The sequence below is a fragment of the Streptomyces sp. NPDC007971 genome, from assembly GCF_042958635.1.
Classification (GTDB): domain Bacteria; phylum Actinomycetota; class Actinomycetes; order Streptomycetales; family Streptomycetaceae; genus Streptomyces.
Map to the genome: position 1 here is coordinate 102,186 of NZ_JBIBJK010000027.1, position 20,863 is coordinate 123,048.

Annotated in this window: 22 protein-coding genes and 2 pseudogenes; 12 read left to right on the forward strand and 12 right to left on the reverse strand. The window is 68.9% G+C overall.

Annotation, left to right across the window (positions count from 1 at the left end):
* Positions 1–149: 149 nt before the first annotated feature.
* Positions 150–734 carry an SUKH-4 family immunity protein gene (locus tag ACFZCP_RS39940; protein ID WP_391439785.1) on the reverse strand — a complete coding sequence of 195 codons (585 nt, stop codon included), beginning with the start codon at positions 732–734 and terminating at the stop codon, positions 150–152.
* 487 nt (positions 735–1,221) lie between these two features.
* Positions 1,222–1,659 carry a hypothetical protein gene (locus ACFZCP_RS39945; RefSeq protein ID WP_391439790.1) on the reverse strand — a complete coding sequence of 146 codons (438 nt, stop codon included), beginning with the start codon at positions 1,657–1,659 and terminating at the stop codon, positions 1,222–1,224.
* A gap of 911 nt (positions 1,660–2,570) precedes the next feature.
* Here ACFZCP_RS39945 and ACFZCP_RS39950 point away from each other — a divergent pair.
* From ACFZCP_RS39950 to ACFZCP_RS39960, 3 genes are all read left to right on the forward strand, one after another.
* Positions 2,571–2,951 (forward strand): hypothetical protein, encoded by a 381-nt coding sequence (locus ACFZCP_RS39950; protein ID WP_391439792.1) that lies wholly within the window; start codon positions 2,571–2,573, stop codon positions 2,949–2,951.
* Positions 2,952–3,080: 129 nt separating this feature from the next.
* Positions 3,081–3,488 (forward strand): hypothetical protein, encoded by a 408-nt coding sequence (locus tag ACFZCP_RS39955; protein WP_391439795.1) that lies wholly within the window; start codon positions 3,081–3,083, stop codon positions 3,486–3,488.
* A gap of 327 nt (positions 3,489–3,815) precedes the next feature.
* The gene (locus ACFZCP_RS39960; protein ID WP_391439798.1) at positions 3,816–4,319 is read left to right on the forward strand and encodes a hypothetical protein; all 504 of its coding nucleotides are present in this window, start codon (positions 3,816–3,818) and stop codon (positions 4,317–4,319) included.
* 89 nt (positions 4,320–4,408) lie between these two features.
* Here the strand turns inward: ACFZCP_RS39960 and ACFZCP_RS39965 are convergent, their stop codons facing one another.
* The 4 genes from ACFZCP_RS39965 to ACFZCP_RS39980 all read right to left on the reverse strand — a co-directional run bounded on the left by ACFZCP_RS39965 (position 4,409) and on the right by ACFZCP_RS39980 (position 7,702).
* The gene (locus ACFZCP_RS39965; protein WP_391439801.1) at positions 4,409–4,849 is read right to left on the reverse strand and encodes a contact-dependent growth inhibition system immunity protein; all 441 of its coding nucleotides are present in this window, start codon (positions 4,847–4,849) and stop codon (positions 4,409–4,411) included.
* 105 nt (positions 4,850–4,954) lie between these two features.
* On the reverse strand, positions 4,955–5,362 hold the full coding sequence (locus ACFZCP_RS39970; RefSeq protein WP_391439804.1) for a hypothetical protein: 408 nt from the start codon (positions 5,360–5,362) through the stop codon (positions 4,955–4,957).
* A gap of 381 nt (positions 5,363–5,743) precedes the next feature.
* Positions 5,744–6,595, reverse strand: a complete 852-nt coding sequence (locus tag ACFZCP_RS39975; RefSeq protein ID WP_391439809.1) for a hypothetical protein — start codon at positions 6,593–6,595, stop codon at positions 5,744–5,746.
* Positions 6,596–7,330: 735 nt separating this feature from the next.
* On the reverse strand, positions 7,331–7,702 hold the full coding sequence (locus ACFZCP_RS39980; protein ID WP_391439815.1) for a winged helix-turn-helix transcriptional regulator: 372 nt from the start codon (positions 7,700–7,702) through the stop codon (positions 7,331–7,333).
* Positions 7,703–7,794: 92 nt separating this feature from the next.
* Here ACFZCP_RS39980 and ACFZCP_RS39985 point away from each other — a divergent pair, with 92 nt between their 5' ends.
* The gene (locus ACFZCP_RS39985) at positions 7,795–8,634 is read left to right on the forward strand and encodes an NAD(P)H-binding protein (RefSeq protein WP_391439819.1); all 840 of its coding nucleotides are present in this window, start codon (positions 7,795–7,797) and stop codon (positions 8,632–8,634) included.
* 105 nt (positions 8,635–8,739) lie between these two features.
* Here the strand turns inward: ACFZCP_RS39985 and ACFZCP_RS39990 are convergent.
* Positions 8,740–9,062, reverse strand: a pseudogene (locus ACFZCP_RS39990) (HAD-IC family P-type ATPase); the annotation flags it as partial.
* A gap of 613 nt (positions 9,063–9,675) precedes the next feature.
* Between ACFZCP_RS39990 and ACFZCP_RS39995 the strand changes: the two are divergent.
* The 4 genes from ACFZCP_RS39995 (at position 9,676) to dacB (ending at position 13,183) form a co-directional block, all read left to right on the forward strand.
* On the forward strand, positions 9,676–9,972 hold the full coding sequence (locus tag ACFZCP_RS39995; RefSeq protein ID WP_391439822.1) for a hypothetical protein: 297 nt from the start codon (positions 9,676–9,678) through the stop codon (positions 9,970–9,972).
* A 62-nt stretch (positions 9,973–10,034) separates the two neighbouring features.
* Entirely contained in the window at positions 10,035–10,541 is a 507-nt protein-coding gene (locus tag ACFZCP_RS40000; RefSeq protein WP_391439917.1) for a SigE family RNA polymerase sigma factor, read from the forward strand.
* Positions 10,534–11,256, forward strand: coding sequence for a hypothetical protein (locus ACFZCP_RS40005; protein ID WP_391439827.1), 723 nt, complete (start codon positions 10,534–10,536; stop codon positions 11,254–11,256). The genes ACFZCP_RS40000 and ACFZCP_RS40005 overlap by 8 nt, the downstream gene beginning before the upstream one ends.
* Before the next feature lie 559 nt (positions 11,257–11,815).
* A complete protein-coding gene (gene dacB / locus ACFZCP_RS40010) occupies positions 11,816–13,183 on the forward strand; it encodes a D-alanyl-D-alanine carboxypeptidase/D-alanyl-D-alanine-endopeptidase (RefSeq protein WP_391439835.1) in 1,368 nt (455 codons plus the stop codon).
* A gap of 14 nt (positions 13,184–13,197) precedes the next feature.
* On the opposite strand, the gene ACFZCP_RS40015 is transcribed toward dacB, so the two are convergent.
* Together ACFZCP_RS40015 and ACFZCP_RS40020 are read right to left on the reverse strand one after the other, a co-directional pair.
* Complete coding sequence (locus ACFZCP_RS40015; protein ID WP_391439837.1) at positions 13,198–13,320, reverse strand: hypothetical protein; 123 nt, start codon at positions 13,318–13,320, stop codon at positions 13,198–13,200.
* Positions 13,321–13,577: 257 nt separating this feature from the next.
* Positions 13,578–14,159: a MarR family transcriptional regulator gene (locus ACFZCP_RS40020; RefSeq protein WP_391439842.1), complete on the reverse strand. Its 582-nt coding sequence runs from the start codon at positions 14,157–14,159 to the stop codon at positions 13,578–13,580.
* Between the two features lie 713 nt (positions 14,160–14,872).
* Between ACFZCP_RS40020 and ACFZCP_RS40025 the strand changes: the two genes are divergently transcribed.
* The 3 genes from ACFZCP_RS40025 (at position 14,873) to ACFZCP_RS40035 (ending at position 16,634) form a co-directional block, all read left to right on the forward strand.
* Positions 14,873–15,055 (forward strand): hypothetical protein, encoded by a 183-nt coding sequence (locus ACFZCP_RS40025; RefSeq protein ID WP_391439844.1) that lies wholly within the window; start codon positions 14,873–14,875, stop codon positions 15,053–15,055.
* Between the two features lie 146 nt (positions 15,056–15,201).
* Entirely contained in the window at positions 15,202–15,660 is a 459-nt protein-coding gene (locus tag ACFZCP_RS40030) for a hotdog fold thioesterase (RefSeq protein WP_391439848.1), read from the forward strand.
* A gap of 26 nt (positions 15,661–15,686) precedes the next feature.
* On the forward strand, positions 15,687–16,634 hold the full coding sequence (locus ACFZCP_RS40035) for an MBL fold metallo-hydrolase (RefSeq protein WP_391439854.1): 948 nt from the start codon (positions 15,687–15,689) through the stop codon (positions 16,632–16,634).
* Between the two features lie 24 nt (positions 16,635–16,658).
* On the opposite strand, the gene merB is transcribed toward ACFZCP_RS40035, so the two are convergent.
* Positions 16,659–17,264, reverse strand: a complete 606-nt coding sequence (merB, locus tag ACFZCP_RS40040; protein WP_391439860.1) for an organomercurial lyase — start codon at positions 17,262–17,264, stop codon at positions 16,659–16,661.
* Between the two features lie 417 nt (positions 17,265–17,681).
* On the opposite strand from merB, the gene ACFZCP_RS40045 reads away from it, so the two are divergent.
* A complete protein-coding gene (locus tag ACFZCP_RS40045; protein WP_391439865.1) occupies positions 17,682–18,662 on the forward strand; it encodes an alpha/beta fold hydrolase in 981 nt (326 codons plus the stop codon).
* Positions 18,663–18,943: 281 nt separating this feature from the next.
* On the opposite strand, the pseudogene ACFZCP_RS40050 reads toward ACFZCP_RS40045, so the two are convergent.
* Positions 18,944–19,198: pseudogene (locus ACFZCP_RS40050) on the reverse strand (flavodoxin family protein); the annotation flags it as partial.
* 42 nt (positions 19,199–19,240) lie between these two features.
* Entirely contained in the window at positions 19,241–20,863 is a 1,623-nt protein-coding gene (locus ACFZCP_RS40055) for a GMC family oxidoreductase N-terminal domain-containing protein (protein ID WP_391439870.1), read from the reverse strand.

Consider the following 20,863-nt stretch of genomic DNA (forward strand, 5'->3'; position numbering starts at 1 on the left):
TGGTGCGTGCGGCTCCGCCCGCCCAGGGCCCCTTGGAAGGCAATGAAGAGGCCTTGAACTCGGGATCGGCAAAGGGCCCTGGACGCCGCACGTGGTTGACGCTCGGCCTCGTGGCGTCCCGGTGATGTCCGTCCTCGTCGGCTGTGCTCTCAGCCCAGACTCTCGAATATCTCGTCCCAGAAGGAGGAGTCGTCCACATACGGTTCCTGGCCGGTCATGCGCCGACGCAGATCGGTGACGGCGGCCGTGTGTACGGCATCGTCGGCAGATTCGAGGGAATTGCTCGACTCGGCGACCAGCCCGAGGAGCACGGCCAGCGTGGGCAGGTCGTCGGCGGCCGGTCCCTTCCACCCGGCCCCGTGGTCCCACCCGTTGGGGTCGTAGTGGGTGATGCCACCGTCCGCCGCGTCGAGCATCAGGTGCTGGTCGTACCAGGTGGCCATGGTGAAGCAGAAGTTCTCGGGCGGGGAGTCGTCGTCCGGGTACCGTTCTCCGTAGATCTCGTCGGCGTCGAACGGTTCCATCCCGTCCTCGTCCCGCAGGTGCCTCGTGTCGATCCCCACGACATCGAGATGGACGGCGGGAAAGCCGACCGTGAGCAGGAACTCCCTCGACCTGGCATGGGCCAGCTCGGCCGGCAGAGCGGCCGCGTCCGGTCGCCAGAGCGAGCCTTCACCCAGCCGTTCCTCCAGCCACACCGCATCCGGTATCAGTGGAATGTCCTCACTCTTCACTGCGTGGCCCCCGTGAGTTGCGCATCGTTCGATCGTCACCGGCCCCGGTCAGTCGCACGGCCGGTCGGCGCAAGGTTACCCACGAGATGGCCTGACCTGGGGCTTGGTGTGGTCGGACAGGGTGCCGTTGTCGAGGTGGACGGGGAGTTCGGCGCGGGGTCTGGTCGCCGCTTCGGGTGGATCGGGGCGGGTCCTGGATGAGGAGTCGGCACGGAGCGCAGTCTTCTCCGGTGTGATGGCACAGTCGAAGGAGTCGCGTCCGAGGCGTGCTGCGATCCGTCCCGGTGAGATCAACACGGTCGGCTGTTGGACCGGCTCCAGAATCTGTACCAGGCGGGCGGCGATCCGAAATTCCAGCGCCTCCCGGCCTCCGACAGACTGCTGGTCGTGGTGAGCGGCGGCTTGTGCATGCCGGGTGACCTGATGGTTCCACGCGAAGACCCCCGCGGCGCGTAACCCGACGCCGTGGGGGTCTTGTGCGGTTCGGTCAGAATGTGCGCGCGGTGACCCACGTCGCCTGGCTGGACGGGTTGTTCAGGTCGAACGTGGTCCCGGACAGACGCCCGTCCGTGCCCCGAACCCCGGTGTAGCGGCCCACGGCCCCGTTCGACCACCTGATGGTGAAGTAGATGTCCTGGCCGTTCACGGCGCCGTTCAGGAGGGTGCCGACGATGTCGCCCTGGACGGCGGAGCCGTAGAGGTTTCCGCTGCCGTCCTGCGTCAGGTTGACCGTCAGGAAGGCGTTGCTCTGGTAGATGTCCCAGACCCCGCCGGCGTAGAACCCGGCGGACCGCACGGAAATGGTCCTCGATGCGGTGACGGTCGTCGCGCTCGCGGGGGCGGCGACGCCGATCCCGGCGACGGAGAGGAGAACTGCGACGGCCGTCGCGGTGAGGAGCCTGGGCGTGCGGCGTGCAGCGGACATGAGCCCTCCACAGGAGGTCGGATCAGGCGTGAGTAGCGGTGCCGCGGCGACCGCCGGTGAACCCGTGAAGCTGCTGCCGACCGCACATGCGGTGGTCGCCAGAAGCAGAACCAGTCGTTTCGCAGCTCTCATGCTTCTCTCCCTCTAGCCATGGCGCGGTTGCGCTGGCCCATGTCTAGCTGGCGAGGGTTGTCCGGCGCCGGGACGTGGACACCGGACATCAACAGCCGGACAACGGCCACGTGCCGCGGCGGCCGCGGACAGGACGTCCATGCCAGGTGCCGCACGCCGGCATGACCCGGACATCGGTCCGCTGACGCGGTTCGCGGCCGGCTTGCGGAAACCGCGCGAGGCGGCGGGACGTCCGCCCCCGCGGTCCACCGAAGGGGCGCGACGGTCCGGCTGATCGACGTCAGCGACAGGGGCCGCCCGGAGCAAGCGACAGGTGCCGCCTGGAGAAGGTGACGCAGCTACCGGCGTCCGGCTCCGGCTGTAGGACAATGACCTTCTCCGCCGACGTTCACCGGGGCATTGCGGAGGTGGTGACCTGGCGGTGGCCCAGTGTGACGTCCGCGCAGGCCGCGCCCGCGGCGAAGAGCACCGAGGTCACGTTCGGTATCTGACAAGGCTCAGCGACGAAGACGTGCGGCCGCTGCTGGACATGCATGCAGGCCGTGAACACTCTTGCGGGCCAAGGGGCGCCCGGACGGTTTCTCTGTGCAGACGTGCTGACCGAAGTGAGGAGGTAGCGCGACGCCACGTTTCACGGACTTCGATTTCGGCGTGTCGTGGGTGATGGGATTCTTGCTTCAGGACTGGACCCACGACGGGGACAACCCTGCCGACGTCGTCGCCAAACAGCTTGCGGCAGTGGTCGGCGAGGAGGTCCTGGCGGTACACGTGACGCACGCATGCTCGGCAACCTTCCCTCTTCCGCACTGGAGGCGCTGTGGTACGCCGGCGCGCAGTACATACCGGGCCTGCAGCCTCTGGGAGGAGGCGCCGAGTGGACGCGTACGGTCGTCGGCCTGTGTGACGCCCGGCTGTCGGCGAACGCGGACGTGCGCCCACTCACGGGAGCTGACGCCGATGACGGCAGGGCCTGCCTCGACGCAGTCGTCGCCGAGACCGACGGCACACGGTTCCTGGAGGCCGGGGTGCGTGCGGCGCTCACCGATTGCGCGAGCCGCTGCACCCCGGACGTGGCGTTCCGGGTATCGCTGAGAGCGATCACATTCTTCTCCAAAGCCAAGACGGGGGAGGAACGCTGTCTCGGGTTGAGGTTCAGCTAGGCCGGCCAGTCCTGGGCCTGGCCGCACATTCCCTCACCCCACTTCGTGGACGACGGTCGACAACACCCGTGCCATAGCGCACTCTTGGCACAGCCGTTTCGACCGTGCAGGCAAAGAAGGGGGCGCCGGATGACGCAGTCGGAGGACAAACTCTTGGCGGAAGCCCTCAGCCGTATCAACCCCGGCGGGAAGCTCGCCTCCCCGTTCCTCAAGAACGACATCGGCGAATTCGACCGCGAACTGCCGCTGGGTTTCGAGCACGCCCTTGAACGGGTCCGCGCTGTACTCACAGAGCTGCCGCGCGGCGCGAACCCGGAACTGGTGGAAGCAGGGATGGGCCGAGTGACGCTGCGGGTGCTCACCGGAGGCGGAGCCCTCGAAATGAATCCGGTGGTGGTCACTGTCGAGGTGACTCGCAGCGGCGAGCGGACCACCACCCTGCATGTGCGAGCGATCGCGAAAGAGGGGCTGATCAAGCAGCGTGCAGGTCAGAAGACAGCCGAGCGCATTGCGGCGCTCCTGAACGAGCCGGCCTGAACCCGTGATCAGCACAATGGGGGTCAGCCGACAGGCCGGGCCCTGTTCGTCCAGCGGCTGGTGAGGGCGCGGCCGGGCGGGGAACGGGCCCGTGACGGCCGCGCGGCGCGGGTACAGTGCGCCGGTGCTCTGCCGCACGGCTCGGTGGTGCAAGGGCGGACCGCTGGGCGCGGCCCGCCCGGTGCCTGACCATGCGGCTGTCGGTGCCAGATCGAGACCGGCACCGACTCCTGGCGTCTCGCAGGCGCCCGAGCCGGCCCACTGCAGCGGGCTGACGCCCCGGAAACCGCTGGACTGCTGGTCAGGGCACGTGTCAGTCTCCGCTTCGTGGAGATTCTCGATGTCCTGACCACCATGGCGAAAACGGGCCGCTTGGGCCCTGTGTTCAGCGGAGCCAGCTGGAGCAACGTGACGACAGCTCTCGGCGAGCCATGGGACATCGGAACGATGAGCCGGAACAGAAAGTGGCCGCGGCTCTTCGCCTACGGAGATCTTGAGCTCAGTGTCTGCTGTTGCCGCAAGATATCCCTCATCTGTGTCCAGACCTGGCGTGACGTCATCGAACTCCCACCCTCGGTTGCCGGAGGGACGGACACTTTCCCGGCGGATCTCAAGCACGCGAACGTCGTTTCAGCCCTGGACGAGGCCGGCTGTTCCTGGGCGCCGTATCCTCCGTTGACCTTCGGCAACCAATGCTCGCTCGTGGCGATCCCGACAGGAGCGAACTTCACTTTCGAGATTCCCGAGGGCGAAGAATCCGTGCTGAACGTCCTGGGCTTGCCAGGCGACGGACACGACTGCACCGCACGGACCACAGGTGAGGATCACTGATGTGAAGCGCCGTGAAAACCCGCGAACACCCATCGCTCCAGTGATCGCTGACCGCTGCCCGAACTCGTCGGCAACCGCTGTAACCGAAATCAGTGAACAGAGCCAGAGCGAGGTGGTTCGGGTCGTGCGGCGAAGAGGGCGAGTTCCTCGGCTGCGCCACGGGGCAGGTCGGCGACTGCTGCGGCCGGCAGGGTCGTGATCACGGTGCATAGCCGAGCGCCGAGGCCCGGCAGCAGGGCCCAGGCCGAGGCGGGGGCATTTACGGCGGCGAGCAGCAGGTCGCCCTCGTAGAAGTACGCGTCAAGCAGCGGCTCCTTGAGCAGCAAGCGCACTGCGAGTGGAAGGACGTACGGCAGCGCCACCTGCTGCGAGATGAGGGTGCGCAGATCAGCCGGACCCAGTTCGCCCAGCGGAACGCGCCGCAACTCATGCACCTTGCGGACCAAGCGGGTCGCGTCGGGGGGAGGCGGCGTCCAGCAGGGTAGGTCCAGCTCATCGAGCGTGCGATCGAGATGCAGAAGGCGGTCCATGGGGCTCAATCTCAACTGTCGGTGGACATCACTCCGTTGCAGTCAGCCGGTGGTCCAAGTCGGCAGGCGACTACAGCGGTCGAGCGAAGCTGACATCCAGAACGGTCAGGGAATCTCCGGCTCAGGGCGCCAGGGTTTGTCCGGCGGGACCTGCGGTCGTGCGGCGTCGAACAGGGGCCAGCCGTCCACCTCGACCGATCCCGCCGCGGGAAACAGCCCTCGGACGAGAGCCTCGTCCAGCAACACCCGCACGGTGCCGGGCTCGTAGAGGTTCAGATACTCCCGGTCCGGCATGCGCACCACCGCGCCCTCGTCGAAGTAGCTGTCCGCGATCACCCGGTCGGATGCCGACCGGAACACCAGACGCAGGCGGGCTCGGCTTCCGGGGCGCCGCAGCGTCACCTTGCTGCTGCACCCGGGGTAGCCTCGCACGCGATCGTGCCGGTGCCCGAAACACCAGCCGTACTCCACGCCACCCACCACCAGGCGACGGACCCTGCGTCTGCTCCCCATGGCGACACTCTAGATCCATCACGGCGAGGCCCGTCGCGGCCACCGGGCAGGCGTGGCACGCACGGCACGGGCGGCAGGGAGGAATCGTCCGACACGGCCCCGGAATGACAAGAGAGCGTACGTCTTCCAGGCACACCTCGTCCCCGATCAGGCCCTCCGGTACCGATGCCACCCCCCGTCTCAGGGGCCCTCTCAAACGGATCTTGCACACAGCAGGAACGATCACGAGCAGTTCGGGGATACCGCGTGCGTCCTGCGAAGCAATGAACCACAGCCGCTTGCCCCCAGTTGCCCCGTTCCCCGCGATGAACAGGACTGCGACACGGTGCGTCGCCCGTGAGCCTGCGCGGCAGGCTGATGCACGGGCGACGCAGTCCGCCGCTACCTGACGTCTACGTAGTCACCGGCCGCCGCCGAGGCGGCGGTGGTGGTGTTGGTGGCGAAGGAGAAGCGGTAGTACCCGTCGGCGGTGGCGGTGGTGGTGGTCTTGAGGGCGCCGCTGGTGCTGCTCGTGACCTTCTTGAGGGTGGTGTAGGTGTTGCTTCCCTTCTTGCGGTACTGGAGCAGCACCCCCTGCCCTGCGTAGCCGGCGTACGTGCCGTCGTTCCAGTTGGCACGCTTCAGGCTTCCGGTGACCGTGATGGTCTTGCCCTTCGTCACCGGTTCCGGGGTGGCGTCGGCGGTCAACTGGGATGCCTTCTTGATCCGTGTGGTGGCAACGTCGTCGTTGTAGCTGGCGTTGGCGTAGAGGTCGTACCCGCCGAGGAACAGCTTCCAGGTCCCTGCGACACCGTTGTTCTTCAGGTCGGACGCGGCGTTGATGTGGAAGACGGCCTTGCAGGCGTAGACGCCGGTCCGGGTCGTCGACTCGGTGCAGGTGGGGTCGTCGTCGGTGCCCAGGGATCCGGTGATGGTGTCTGTGCTCGAACTGTCCGTGCCCTGCCAGAGGAAGGCTTCGGTGAGGGCGACCCCGCTCGAACTGGTGGCCGTGTACGTCACGGTGACGGACTGCTTGGTGGTGGTGCCCAGAACGATGTCCTTGCCGCCGTTGATGACAGCCTTGGAGAAACTGATGTTGCCCAGCGAGGTGGTGGGGTGGACATCGTGGTCGGCGAAGGAGCCGAGCTTCGCCGCTGTGCCCGGACGCTCCGCCGCCTGGGCGGCTGCCGGAAGGCAGAGCGCGGACAGGGCGAGGGCGCCGGGAAGGGCTGCAGAGATGGCACGTATACGCATGTGAATCCCCGTGAGGTCGAAAGTAACCCGCCGGAGGTTTCCGGGCGGGCACGCTGGGCGCGCGTGGCGCACAGGTTTCATGCGCACGGTACGCTGCGCGGCCCGAGGCTCCGCATCCGTGAAATTACGCAGTTCACCACGGGCGTCCACGGCAACACGCGCTCCGCAGGCCGGAACGCCGAATAGTGCGCCCTCGGACCGTCACCGCCGCCCCCGGAGGTCCTGCCGGCTATGGGGATTGTCGGCGTTGCTCGCCGGGGAGAGGGCAGATGCCGTCGTGCGGCCGGAGACTCGCAAAGTCCCTGGGCCCACTACTGCTTCGCTGACACGCCGAGAAGCCGTGGCAGTGAGGGGGACACAATGTCCAGGCGCGCGCTGTCTCCGGGCGGAGCCCTCCGGACCGGCGCAGACACACCCCCTGTTCCACCAGCCGGACCTGACGACGGCCAGCCTGGACCGGTACCTCGCCCTTCGGCAGGCGAACCGGGAGTTCCTCCGCCGATTCGGCGGCTGGGCCTCGCAACTCGTCGGCCGGTCTTCGTCGACCTCGTGCACCCCGGCGTGCAGGAACCTTCTGCGGCAGTTCGCCGGGCGGACCGTCGGTCGGCGTGACCGGTTCGCCACGTACGGCACAAGACCCGAGCAGATCCCCGACGGTTCGCCGGCTACTGCCGACGCATCAACGTAGGTCATCAGGTCACGCTGGATTCGCCTTCCGGGTCGACCACTACCGCACTATCCCGGGTTGCGCGGCGGTAGCCGCTGTGTGATCCGGTCGAACAAGTCTGTCAGCGGCTCGCTGACGTCCTGGCCGAACTCGGAGAGTCCGTAGGTGACCTGGGGCGGCGTCGTCGGCTCTACCTCCCGCCAGATCAGGCCGTCCTGGACCAGCGCGCGCAGGGTCTGAGCGAGCATCTTCTCGCTGATGCCCTGGATGCTGTCGCGTAGTTCGTAGAACCGGAGGTCGTGGCTCCGCAAGGAGATCAGTACCCAGATACCCCACCTGCTGGTCACGTGGTCGACCATGTCCCGCGCGGGGCAGTCGGTGTGAAACACCTCATACCGATTGCCCGTCTCGGCCTGCGTCAGCTGCGCACCTTCCCCCATGTTCGGAGCTTACCTCTGGGTATGTTCTTACGAAAAGTCAGCCCACCTCCTAGCGTCAATTGCCGCAGTGCACAACGGACTAGGAGCTGAACATGATCGTGGTGACCGGGGCTACCGGGAATGTGGGCCGACCTTTGACGCAGGCTCTGGCCGCGGCGGGCGAGCAGGTGACGTCGGTGTCGCGGCACGCGGTGGCGATGCCGGACGGAGTCCGGCATGTTGCGGCCGACCTGGCCGAGCCGACAAGTCTCACGCCGGCGTTCGACAAGGCGAAGGCGCTGTTCCTCCTGCTGTCCGGCGACCTGCACGCCCCCGAAGCCAGGCCGACCGACATCATCGGCCTGGCCGCGGCCAGTGGGGTCCGCCGGGTCGTCCTGCTGTCTTCGCAGGGCGTGGCGACCAGGCCGCTCGGCCCGTCGCGGGTCGCGATGCGCGCGGTGGAGGACGCGTTGCGGGAGTCCGGCCTGGACTGGGCCGTCCTGCGGCCGGGCGGCTTCGCCTCCAACGCCTTGGCCTGGGCGGAGTCCGTCCGCACGCAAGGGACGGTCGCCGCGCCCTTCGGCGACGTGGGAGTGCCGGTCGTCGACCCGGCGGACATCGCCGAGGTCGCGGCGGCCTGCCTGCTGCACGACCGGCACACCGGTGGGGTGTACGAGCTGACCGGGCCGGAGGTCATCACGCCGCGTCAGCAGGCGGAGGCGATCGCCGCCACGCTCGGCTCGCCTGTACGGTTCCAGGAACTCACCCGCGACGAGGCCAGGACCACGATGACCCAGTTCGTGCCGGTGGAACTCGCCGACGACACCCTCGACATCATCTCCGCCCCGAACCCGGCCGAACTGCGGATCAGCCCGGACGTGGAACGAGTCCTCGGCCGCGCCCCGCGCCCCTTCACCGGCTGGGTCGCCCGCAACATCGCCGTTTTCCGCTGAGGCACGACTCAACTGAACCACCCGTGCAGCCTCGTGCGGCTCCGGCCGCACGAGGCGCCCACCTCCGTAGTGCCGCCGTCGTCGGCGCGCGAGGCATGTTGCCGTCTCCTTGGCGGCCGATGTGCCGGTGTTCATCGCCACGCCGACGTCCGCCTGCACGAGAGCCGGGGCGTCGTTCGTACCGTCGCCGGTCATCGCGACCCGCTTCCCGCCGGTCTGCTCGCGCTTGATGAGGGCCATCTTGTCCTCGGGAGTGGCCTCGACGAGGAAGTCGTCGACGCCCGCACCCTCTGCGATCGCCCTTACGGTCAGCGGGTTGTCACCTGTGATCACGACCGCCTGATGCCCATCCGGCGCAGTTCGTCGAACCGCTCGCGCATCCCGTGCTCGACGACGTCCTTGAGGTGGATGACACCGAGGATCCGGGCGCTCTCGACCCCCGCCTGCCGTACCACCTCGCCTACGACGAGCGACGTATCGTCGGTGACGGAGATGCCGTCGACCAGCGGGCCGACCTCGTCGGTGGGACGGCCGGCGTGCTCGCGGACCCAGCGCATGGTGCGTGGACATCCCGCAGGACGACCTGGCGGTACCGTCGCCCTGCAGGTGGAGCGGCTTGAGGGCGTCCGTCCGTGCGGCCCGGCGGCGCAGCAGGCCGCGACCCGTCGGCGGGCCACGGACGGCCACGGCGCTACGGCCGCCGCGGCAGCGTCGGCCACGCGCCCGGCGGACGCCCGCCGACCCCCGTTGTGGCCGGCTGGGGGAGTTCGCCGGCCTGCTGGGGCCGCGACCGCTGGGCGTGGATCCCGTGCCTGTTCGCGGGGCCCTTCCTGCATCACGTCTGCGTCGGTGTTCATCGGCGGTGGGCATGGGGGTGGGCGTGGGTGTGGGTGTGGGCCATACCGGCGGGGCGGTGTGTGGGCACGTTGTGTGCCTCCTGCATCTGGCTGCCTGGTGGAAAGAAAAGGTTGTGGTGCGATGCAACCTCTCCGCGGGCCCGTGCGTATGAGAGGCGATACTGCACCTCACCCGGGGGATTACATGTACGTGGACCGTTCGGCCGGTTGGCCCGTCGGCCGTTTCGGCGTTGTTGTGATGGCCTGCGTGGCGCTGCTCTCGGTCGTCGGCTGGTCGGCGGTTGCGGGTTATGGCATCAGGTCGGTTGCCGACGGGCCGGATGCCGGGGCCTTGACCGCGGCCTCTGCCAAGGGCAGGGGCGGCAACCATGACGAGGTGGGCAAGGACATCGTCGCTGCCGGCAACAGTTACCGTGACTGGAATTCGACCTGGAAGCAGTGGCTCGCGCACAGCGGTGCCGGCGTCCCTGCGACCGCATGACCCCCATCGCACCGGCCCCTGCACCGCACGTGCCCCGCGCCGTGAGAAGAGAGCACGACAAGGTGACCGAGGACGAGTTCGACCTCTTCTACACCGCTGCCTGCCCGCGTCTGGTGGGTCAGCTGTATGCCCTGACGGGCGACTACGCCGAAGCCCAGGATGTGGTCCAGGAGGCGTTCGCACGCGCCTGGGAGCGGCGTTCGTCCGTGCTGAACGGTGACCGGGATCCGGAAGCGTGGATCCGTACGGTGGCGCACCGTCTGGCGATGAGCCGCTGGCGTCGGGCGCGTCGCTGGTGGGAGCTGGTGCGGGGCGAGCCCGTGCCGCCGGCGGTGCCCGGACCGGGTCCGGACCATGTGGCGCTCGTCGCTGCTCTGCGGCGGCTGCCGGAGGTCCAGCGGACCGCGATCGTGCTGCATCACCTGTGCGATCGGAGCGTGGAGCAGATAGCCGCCGAGACCGGTGCGGCCGTCGGCACCGTCAAGGCACGTCTGTCACGCGGCCGTTCGGCACTTGCCGCTCACCTGGTGAGCGAGGAAAACCACTCCACGGAGGAAGCCTGTGTCTGACCAGCTACCACCGCGTCCCCTGACCGAGACGGAGTTGTCCGCACGGCTGCGTGGCCTGGCCGCGCAGGGCGCGGCCCCGGCGACGGGGGCGCAGGCGAGGAGCCGGGCGAAGCGCCGGCGCCGCGGCCGGCGCGTGGCGCTCTGTGCCACCGCGCTGGCCGCGGCAGCCCTGACCGCCGTCACCTCCGGCGCCCTGAGCTCCGCCACCGGGACGGCCGTACCCCCTGCGGCGTCGTTGTCGCGCACTCCCGCCCCCGAGTCGTCGCCGGTACCCGTCCAGCGGGTGACGGTCGATCTGGACGCCTACACATTGACCATCGGCGGCAGGAGGTTTTCCATCAGCGGGCTGCAGAAGAACTGCCCGATCGGAGAGCGGGCGGTCACAGTGACCGCCAAGTACCCGTCCCTGACCATGCCCCCCAACCAGTACAGCAAGCTGACCAAGTACGTGGACGTGAGGCGGTGGGCGGTCACCTTCACCGACCAGAAGGGCCGCCAACGGCTGCTGATGAACGCGCTGGAGCCTTCCGCCGGTCTCAAGAGCATCGGTCAGGACGCCGGCCCCGGCGCCATCGCTCTCTCGCCCCGGGACGGGAAGCGAGTGTACGACGCCATCCGGCCCGGTGCGCGGGTGGAGATCAAGGGTCGGCAGGCCGAGAGCGCGGACCCGGACTCTGTCTGCTACGAACGCATGCCGGTCGCCGGCGACCGCTGACGGCGGACCGCGGGCGTGGCACACCGGCCGTGCCGGTTCGGGGCTGGTGCGAAGACCGGGCCGGGGAGCGCCGGAGTTCCACGCAGGCATGCCGGGCTTCCATGCAGGCGGGCCGGGCATGCGGGGCGTCCAGCGCCTGTAGTGCGCCGGAAGGGCCGCTACCGCGCATGGGAATTGCCGTCGTTCACGGGACGGATGCATGCGAAGTACCGGGCCTGCTCAACAAGTTCCCCACCGACCCGCTAGTTCAGCCGGTTCCTGACCGCCTGACCGCCTGACCGCCTGACCGCCTGACTCTGTCCGTCTGTCCGCCTGACTATTTGACTGCCTGGCCGGCTGAGTGTCTGCCCGTTCTGGCGTCCGCGCCTGCATCGTGCCTGGCTCAGGCGTCACAGCCTGGATCGTGCCCGGCCGGTGACCGGCCACAGAGCTGGGCCAATGCCCGCGCGGGCAGGCATGCCGCTCTCCGGCCGGGTCCAGGTGGGATGGCTGGTGCGGCGTGTCTGGCTCTCCTTCACCCACGACCCCCATGACCCTACTCCTGAAAGCTTTGGGCAAGATGACCGAAATGACTGCCACGACCGCCGCGGACACCTTCCTTCCGGGGGGTCGGCGTCGGCACCGCAAGCCCCGGCAGAACGGCACGGGAACCGGCCTGCGCCGGGCTGTCGTCCTCGCCGTGGCCATGCCGGTGGCGTCCGCAGCCCTGGCGGGACCGTCCGCCTTCGCCGCCCAGAAGGGTGCCGGCGCGACGGCCGGGACCCACGGCCTGGATGCCGGCGACCAGCAGATGGCCAAGAGCCTGAAGACCCGGGTGCTGGATCAGCGGCTGGGCTCGAACGTGAGCGGCGTGGTCCTCAATGCAGACTCGGACACCGCGGTCTGGGGCCACCACGCTGCCACCGCGCTGATGCCGGCGTCCAACGCCAAACTCGCCACGTCGACCGCCGCCCTGACCGTGCTCGGCCCGCAGCACCGGTTCACCACGAAGGTCGTCTACGGTCACGGCACCCTGACACTCGTCGGGGGCGGCGACCGCACCCTGACCACTGCTGACCTGGCGGAGCTGGCGAAGGCCGCAGTCGCCGGACTCAGGGCCGCGGGCCGGACCAGTGTGAAGGTCACCATCGATGACAGCCTGTTCCCGCAGCCGTCCCTGGCCAAGGGCTGGGACGACGGCTACTACCCGGACACCGTCGCCCCGGTCCGCGCGCTGGTCGTCGACGGCCACGGCGTCCAGGACACCTCCATCGACGCCGGGAAGGTCTTCGCGGGGCAACTCGCCGCGGGCGGCGTCACGGTCACCGACGGCGTCACCCGCGCCACCGCACGCCCGACGGACGTTCTGGTGGCACGGCACAAGTCGGCGCCGCTGTCGGACATCGTTCGCACGATGCTCAAGCACAGCGACAACAACATCGCCGAGACCGTGCTGCGGATGACGGCGCTGGGTGCCGGTCGTCCGGCCACCTTCGAGGGCGGTACCCAGGTCGTGCGCCAGGTGCTGAGCCGGGTGTATGGCGTTTCGCTCAAGAACGTCGAGCTCTACGACGGCAGCGGCCTGTCCCGGGCCGACCGTATCCCGGCCGCCGCCCTCGCGCAGATCCTCGAACTGCTGACGCAGCCCCGCTATGCGCACACCCTGGGTTCTGTCCTCGACGGCCTGCCCGTCTCCGGAGAGGCGGGGAGCACGCTCGGTCCGGAGTACGGCCGCTTCGACGATGCCAACTCAAAGTGCGCGGTGGGCAAGGTGTACGCGAAGACCGGCACTCTCACCGGTGCCATCGCGCTGAGCGGTCTGACGCGTGGCAAGGACGGCAAGTGGAAGGTGTTCTCCTTCGTCGAGAACGGTGCCACCGCCGGCCCGGACGCCGTCAAGGACGCCGTGGACGGCCTCGCGGCGACCGTCAACGGCTGCCACGCGTAAGGGATTCAGCCTTGCTACCGGTGGGCTCTGGTGGACAGTTCCAGATACATGGCCGACCTCAAGGCCGGCTCACGGACGGCCGCGTAGAAACCGGCGAAGCCGATGCCGACGATGATCAACGCGCCCGACATGGCCATGCCGATGAGTATGCGCTGCGCCCGAGTCAGCTCAGTGGCGCGGCCACTCCTTGCTCCTTTCTACTGGTGTGCCGTGGTATTACCCTGCGCATTCGTGCCAGAGCGGCACGATGGGAGTCACTCTTCGGGGAGCAGGCAGGATCTCCCTGGTGCAGGTCGCTCGCGTCGCGCAGAACCAGTACCAGGTCCTCGTGGCACTGGTCGGTGCGCCCGCGGCAAGGTCGAGGAGGCGCAGCCGTCGCACGGTGACGGGCGGGTCATCCTGGACTCTCCGAGGAGCCATTGGGGATGTTCAGGAGAGCGATGCCAAGCGCTGTTGCGCTGTGGAGTGCGGCGTTCCGGTACCTTACGGTGGCGATCAGCCCGGCCTCACGCAGGGTCGTGGCGTGTTCACTGGCGCTCGCCGGGGCGATGCCGGTGAAAGCCGCAAGCTCTTTGGTGTTGCAACCAGGATGCTCGGCAATGGCATCGAGTACAGCTGCCCGGGTGTGTCCAAGGAGCGCGGACACAGCGGGATCAAGTCTCGAAATGGGCGACTTGGGAGGGAGGCAGGTCAATTGGTCAAGGGGCTGATCGTGGCCCAGGGGATAGGCGACGGTCGGCTGCGACTGGCCATGCGAGTCATCACTGACGGCCGGGGTCCGGTTGGCGGAGGCAGGAGCCGGATGGGGCACACCGGCAGCGCAAGGATCCCGGGTTTCTCGGGCCCAGCAAGGGGGGCTGACTCGCGACCAGAGGGGGAGGCGCCATGTCAATGCGTACGAGGCCGCTGTCTTGGCGGCCAGCGTTGCACTCTCCGGTGGTCTCACTATCGTCTGCCCCTGCGTCAGTGAGCACACGTAGCGGTTACATCTCCGGAAGTGACACCTTGCAGGACCACTGGAACGACGAAGGACCGATCTCTCAGCCGTCGCACGAACACAGCGACGCAGCCGCGATGTGGCAAGCGAACCCTGTGAGCCGACGGATTCGGGGACCTCTCGACGACAAAATGCCGTTTCCGCCCGAACACCTGCCTGCCCGCGATGGGTTGGCAAATCCAGTTCGGAGCCGGTTGTGACGGATCGTGGGCCCCGAAACCCTGCACGAAGCAGGCAAGTGGCTGACAGCGGATTCAGCCGGCCGATTCACCGGTCGTGGATGCGCCTATGGCCGATACGTGACCTTCACGCGTAACTCCAGCGGGCAGTGAGGAATGTGCGTCGACAGCGACCATCACCCGGTCTCGTACGGCTACACCAACTCCGCGTCTGCACATGAACCGAGCAAGGACCTGGCCCGGCCGCCCGCCGTCGGCACCTCGTCGGAGCCGTTCTCGGGGGATAAGTCGATGCCGATGCCGATGCCGATGCCGATGCCTGAGGCCGGCGGGCCGCGAGGCGGCGCACATCGCGATTGTCCCCGAAGGTCGGTGGCAGACCGCCCTGCGGGTTACACCATTCGGTTCGCGCCCGGCGCCGGATCCCCCGCCGCCGCAACGCGTCCCGCGGCGCCGCCGGCATACAGAGCTCGTACGGAACGCTCCACCCGCCTGCCCTCGTACACGACGGCCTTGCGCCGCTCCTCGCGCACCACCCCACCCAGCGGGACCTTCTCCACCTCGCCGAAGAACGCTCCCTTCGGCACCGTCGGCAGCCGGCCGGTCGCCGCACAGGCCGGGCTGCTCAGCGTGCTGCACCTGACCGCGTGCGTCGTCGTCCACCTCGTGTCGGTGTTCTGCCTCCTGCGGTCCTGAACACCCGGCCCTCGGCCGCCCGGGTCGTCACCCGCATCAGCGGTGCCATGATGCTCGCCATCGGCGGGTACCTGCTGGTGGAACGCCTGCCAGGCTGAGGAACCCGCCCCGCTCCACACGACACGGACTCGAAGGAGAACAGACACGTGGCAGACCGGACGCAGCAGGAACAGGCGAGCCCCGCGGTCCAGAAGCGTGTTCGGGACAACTTCCACCGCCAGGGCCTCATGGCCCGCCTCGGCGCGCGCCTCGCACACGTCGGCCCAGGCCGCGTGCACATCGCGCCTCCGGTCTGTCCAGAGGTGTCCCAGCAGCGCGGCTACGTCCACGCCGGCGCGACCAGCGTGATCGCGGGCAGTGCCGGCGGCTGCGCGGCGCTCGCGCTGTTCCCGGAGGACTCCGAGGTGCTCACCGCCGAGTACAGGATCAACCTCCTTGTGCCCGCCGTCGGCGAGCACATCGAGGCGGTCGGGGCCGTCCTGAGGTCCGGACGCACCCCGACCGTCTGCCAGGTGGAGGCGTACGGCGTCCAAGGCGACGGCGAGCGCAGGCGCGTCGCCAACGGCCAGCAGATACTCATGCGTGTGAGCAGGTCCGCCGAGTGAACCCGCAACCGTCACTGCCGTCCTGGATGACGTGGTGGCAACGGCCCTTCCCCGATGCCAACACGCTGCTCCTGCACGGGCGGCAACCCGCCCTGGTCGACAGCGGGTTCGTCGGCCATGCCGAGGAGACGGCCGCCTGGGCCCGCGCGCACGCCGGGGCCGTCGACCTGGTCGTGAACACCCACTGGCACTCCGACCACGTTGGCGCCAACGCCCTGCTCCAGGCAGGCGGTGCCGGCATCGCGGCCGGAACCCCCGAAGCGGAAGCCATCTCACGTCGTGACCCAGGCTGCTGTGCGGCCGAGTACCTCGATCAGCCCGTGGCCCCGTACACGGTCGACCTCCCGCTCGACGACGGGCAGATGCTCCGCCTCGGAGATTCCGACTGGGAGGTCGTCCGTAGTCCCGGCCACACGCCCGGCCACCTGGCCCTGTGGGAGCCGCAGGAGCGAATCCTGGTGGTCGGGGACGCCCTGTCGGACTACGACGTCGGCTGGGTGAACCTCACCCTCGACGGGCCCGGCACGGCCGCCACCGCGCTGGCCTCCCTCCAGCGGATGGCCGACCTCGCCCCGCGGGTGATCCTGCCCTCCCACGGCCCGGTCCCCGCCGAACCTGCCGCGGCCTTCGCCGCCGCGCTGCGCCGCGCCAAGCGGCTTGTCGACGACCCGGCCGGAGCCGTCTGGTACGGCGCCCGCCGGATCTTCGCGTTCGCCCTGATGATCCGGGACGGCATCCCGGCCGACGCGATCGAGCCGTACCTGCACGCCCGTGCCTGGCTGACCGACGCCGCCCGGCTGCTGGACCTCACGCCCGAGGCTCTCGCCCACGAGCTGGTCACGAACATGCTCCGCAGCGGTGCCGTCCTCCTGCGCGACGGCCGCCTCCATGCCGCCGCGGACCACACTCCCGTGGCGGCCGAGACGCTGCGTGTGCCGTACCCGCGGGCCTGGCCGGGCACGGGGCCGCGCTGAGCACCGGACGGAGGGCATCCGGTCTCAGTCGGGCACGCCCCAGAAGGATCCGTGCAGGCCGACCTCCGCGAAGTAGGCGCTGGCGGCGGCGGGGTCGCGGCGGGTGTAGCCCGGCTCCAGGCGTCCGGAGTACCAGTCACGGGCGAAGCGCCACAGGGTGGTTAGGTCCATGACGTAGCCGCGCTCCTGGCCCGTCCTGCGCAGCCAGGCGTCGACGCAGCCGGTGGCACAGAACAGGCGCTGGTTGGCGCAGGTGTGCACGACGTCGTCCCAGGCGCGGTGCATGGGCGTGAGGAGATGGGCCACCTGGTCGCCCATCGGAGGTGCCTCCCGGCCGACCACCCAGGCGTGCGGGGCGTCGCAGGCCGGGCAGCGGGTGGCGACCAGGACGTCGGGCTCGTCGCGGAGCAGGTGGGGCATGGCGAACGAGTCCCGGGCACAGCCGCCCCACCACAGGGTCTGCGTCCCCATGACGGAGAAGCCGAGCGGCACGGACGCAAAGGGGTGGGCCATGACGTCCTGGTCCTGGTCCTGCGGGTCCAGGACCAGGACGTGGCGCGAGTGAAGGGTGAGCAGTTCCTGGCGTACCTGGTCGGGAGCGAGTCCGGTGAGTGCGGCGAGTGCCGGCACGCTCGGAGCCCGGCCGGTACCCGCGAATCCGTGGTAGACGGCCAGGCGGACCCTTTCCGTCCCGTCGAGGCGTTCTCGGTCATTGCCGCGGTTCCTTCGCTGGTTGAGGCGACTCGTCCAGCGGGCACTTTGCGGAGCCCGGGGCTTGAACGCTCGTGCGGCACCAGGGGGACATCACGTCTTTCGTTCATGCGGCAGGGAGGCAGCCAGTTGCTGCCCCATCTTGATGTTCAGGAGAACGGGAGGCATTGCGGCGGCCAATGACCGTGTCGGTGCGACGCCGTAGAGCCGGGTTGCTGAATCGGCAAACGAACTCGTCTTCGGAGCAGGGTCTTCCGCATGATCGGTGTTGAGCCGCAGCACGGCGAAAGGGAGCCGTCCTGGCACACGGCAGACCAACCATCCTGAAGGAGAAGCATGTCGGAACACGTCGCGGAGATCACACACCGGTTGGTCTCGTCGCCGGGAGGCCGGATTCACCTCGCGGAGCAGGGAACCGGGCCGCTGGTGCTGCTCGTGCACGGCTTCCCGGAATCCTGGTACTCCTGGCGCCACCAGCTGCCGGTACTCGCGGCGGCAGGGTACCGCGCGGTCGCCATCGATGTCCGCGGCTACGGGCGCTCCTCCAAGCCGGCCGCGACGGATGCGTACCGGATGCTCGACCTCGTGGAGGACAACGTCGCGGTGGTGCACGCCCTGGGGGAGGAGTCGGCGGTGGTCATCGGCCACGACTGGGGCGCGACCATCGCCGCGAAGTCCGCGCTGCTCAGGCCGGAGGTCTTCCGTGCCGTGGGACTGCTGAGCGTTCCCTACACCCCGCGCAGCGGGCCCCGCCCCAGCGACGTCTTCGCCCGGATGGGCCAGGATGAGGAGTTCTACGTTTCGTACTTCCAGGAGCCGGGCCGCGCCGAGGCCGAGATCGAACCCGATGTACGTGGCTGGCTGGCAGGCTTCTACGCAGCCCTGTCCGCCGACACCATGCCCGCGCCGGGCACGGCCGATCCGCACTTCGTCAGCAGGGGCGGGACGATGCGTGACCGGTTCCCCATCGGCCGGCTGCCCGCCTGGCTCGGCGAGAGCGTCCTGGACGTCTACGCCGAGGAGTTCGAACGCACCGGCCTCGGCGGGGCGCTCAGCCGTTACCGGAACATGGACCGCGACTGGGAGGACCTCGCCGCCTTCGACGGTGCCCCCATCACCCAGCCGTCCTTGTTCATCGGCGGCAGCCTGGACGCCTCCACGACCTGGATGGCCGATGCGATCAAGGCGTACCCGGTCACGCTGCCGGGTCTGGTCTCCTCCCACCTCCTCGACGGCTGCGGCCACTGGATCCAGCAAGAACGCCCCGCCGAGGTCAACCGACTCCTTTCCGACTGGCTCGCCGCCCTGCCCGCCTGACGCACTCGCGCACGCCACCCAGTGCCGTCGACATGGGTGAACACCCGCGCCAATCGAAACCGCTCGACTGCCACCCGAATCGCTGTCGAGGCGTTGCTCATTCTTTTGAGCAGAGCCAAGCGGCTCCGTCCTCGAGAACGGGCTCTGGCACGAGTTCGGTGCCGGTTCACGCTGCGTGATTGTTGGTCGTCCAGTAGCTCAGCGTTGGCAACGCCGCCGACACGGCTCTCGGGCTGCTCCTGGGGTTGGCACCCCCGACTCGTCCTGTTCATCGCCCGCGGTCAGCCGCGCACGTGCAGCCCGATGACCGTGCGGCCCGAGGGCTCCAGTCCCTCCTTCAGGTGCCGCGAGGAGATCTCGTAGTCGCCGAAGTTCTGGCGCCGGAAGGCGATCGGGTTGGTCGTCTCCAGGGTGAGCAGGCGCTGCTCCCAGGCCTTGGCGACGTCCGGGTAGTTCTCACCGGTCATCCGGTCGGTGCCGTACAGCACGAAGGGCGGCAGCACCTCGATGCCCGGGTAGTAGAGGATGCCGTGCCTCCGCCAACGCGGCAGCCTTGTACGGCCTCAGCAACGTCGAGTTCAGCGAGGCCGCTCCCCGATCAGCTCGGCGGTCTTTTCGGCGATCATGATCGTGGGTGCATTGGTGTTTCCGCTGATGACAGTCGGCATGACCGAGGCGTCGACGACACGGAGCCGCTCGACTCCGTAGACCTCCAGGTCCGGATTGACGACGGCGTCGTCTCCGGTTCCCATGGCACAGGTGCCCACGGGGTGATACGACGTGGCACTCCACCTGCGGACGTGCTCTTCGAGAGCCGCGTCGTCCATGCCGTCCATGCCGTCCGGACAGGCCAGGCCGTCACTGGCCGGCAGGTACGACCGCGCCAGGTATGCGGCGAACGGTGTGCAGCGGGCGATGCCCATGACCGCTCTGAGTCCGGCGACCATGACCGACACATCCGCGGGGACATCGAAGTACCGGGGATCGATCAGCGGTGGGGCCTGCGGATCAGCCGACGCGAGACGCACGGTGCCGCGGGTCTGCGGCTTCAAGGGGAAGCAGTTCATCGTGAACACCGGCCGGTCAGGTACTTCCTCACCACTGAGAATGAGCGCCGTGGCCCCTCCCACCAGCTGGACGTCAGGCCGGCTGGTGCCGTCCGTGACGTTGAGGAACGCGCCGACCTCGCCGTAGTTGGAGGCGAAGGGCCCGTCGCCGTGGGCGCGCCACCGTTCGAGGTTGTCCGGGGTGAGCAGGTCCCGGACGATGTCGGTGGAGTCCCGGGTCTCCCACACGACGGGAGCCATCAGATGGTCTTGCAGGTTCCGCCCGACCCCCGGCAGGGGGACGCGCACGTCGATCCCCACATCGTGCAGCTCTTCGGGATCGCCTATGCCCGACAGGAGCAACAGCTGGGGCGAGTTGATCGATCCGCCGCACAGCAGGATCTCCCTGTCGGCGTGGACCGACCGTTCCTGTCCGTCCCGGAGATAGGTGACGCCGGCCGCGCGTGATCCGTCGAGTGTGATCTTCGTTGCCGTGGCGCCGGTGCGTACGGTGAGATTGGACCGGCCAAGGGCCGGGCGCAGATAGGCGTCGGCCGCGGACCACCGTCGCCCGTGATGGCAGGTCACCTGGTACAGGCCGGCGCCGGCAGGGGACGCACCCGCGAAGTCGTCGTTGTGGTCCAGTCCCCATTCCACGGCGGCGTCCAGCCAGGACCGTGAGAGTTCGTGGGTGTAGACGCGGTCCTCGACATACAGGGGTCCGTCCGAACCGTGGTAGGGCTCGCCGAGGCGGCGGTTCGACTCGGACTTCACGAAATACGGCAGTACGTCGTCGTAGCCCCAGCCTTTCGCACCGTGCTCGTCACGCCAGCCGTCGTAGTCGTGCCGGTTGCCCCGGGTGTAGATCATGACGTTGGTGGAGGAGGAGCCGCCCAGTGTTCTGCCCCGGGGCCAGGCGAAGGTGCGGGCCGGCCCGGGCTGCTCGACCGTCCGGTAGCTCCAGTCGGCGGGCGATCCGAAGAGCATTCCGAGCGCGGCCGGGATGTGGATGAGTTCGTCGGTGTCGGGGCCGCCCGCTTCGAGGAGCAGCACGCGGACGCGGTCGTCGCGGCTCAGGCGGTCTGCGAGCACGCAACCGGCGCTGCCGGCGCCCACGATGACGTAGTCGAATCCTTCGGTTCCGGTGGACGTCAT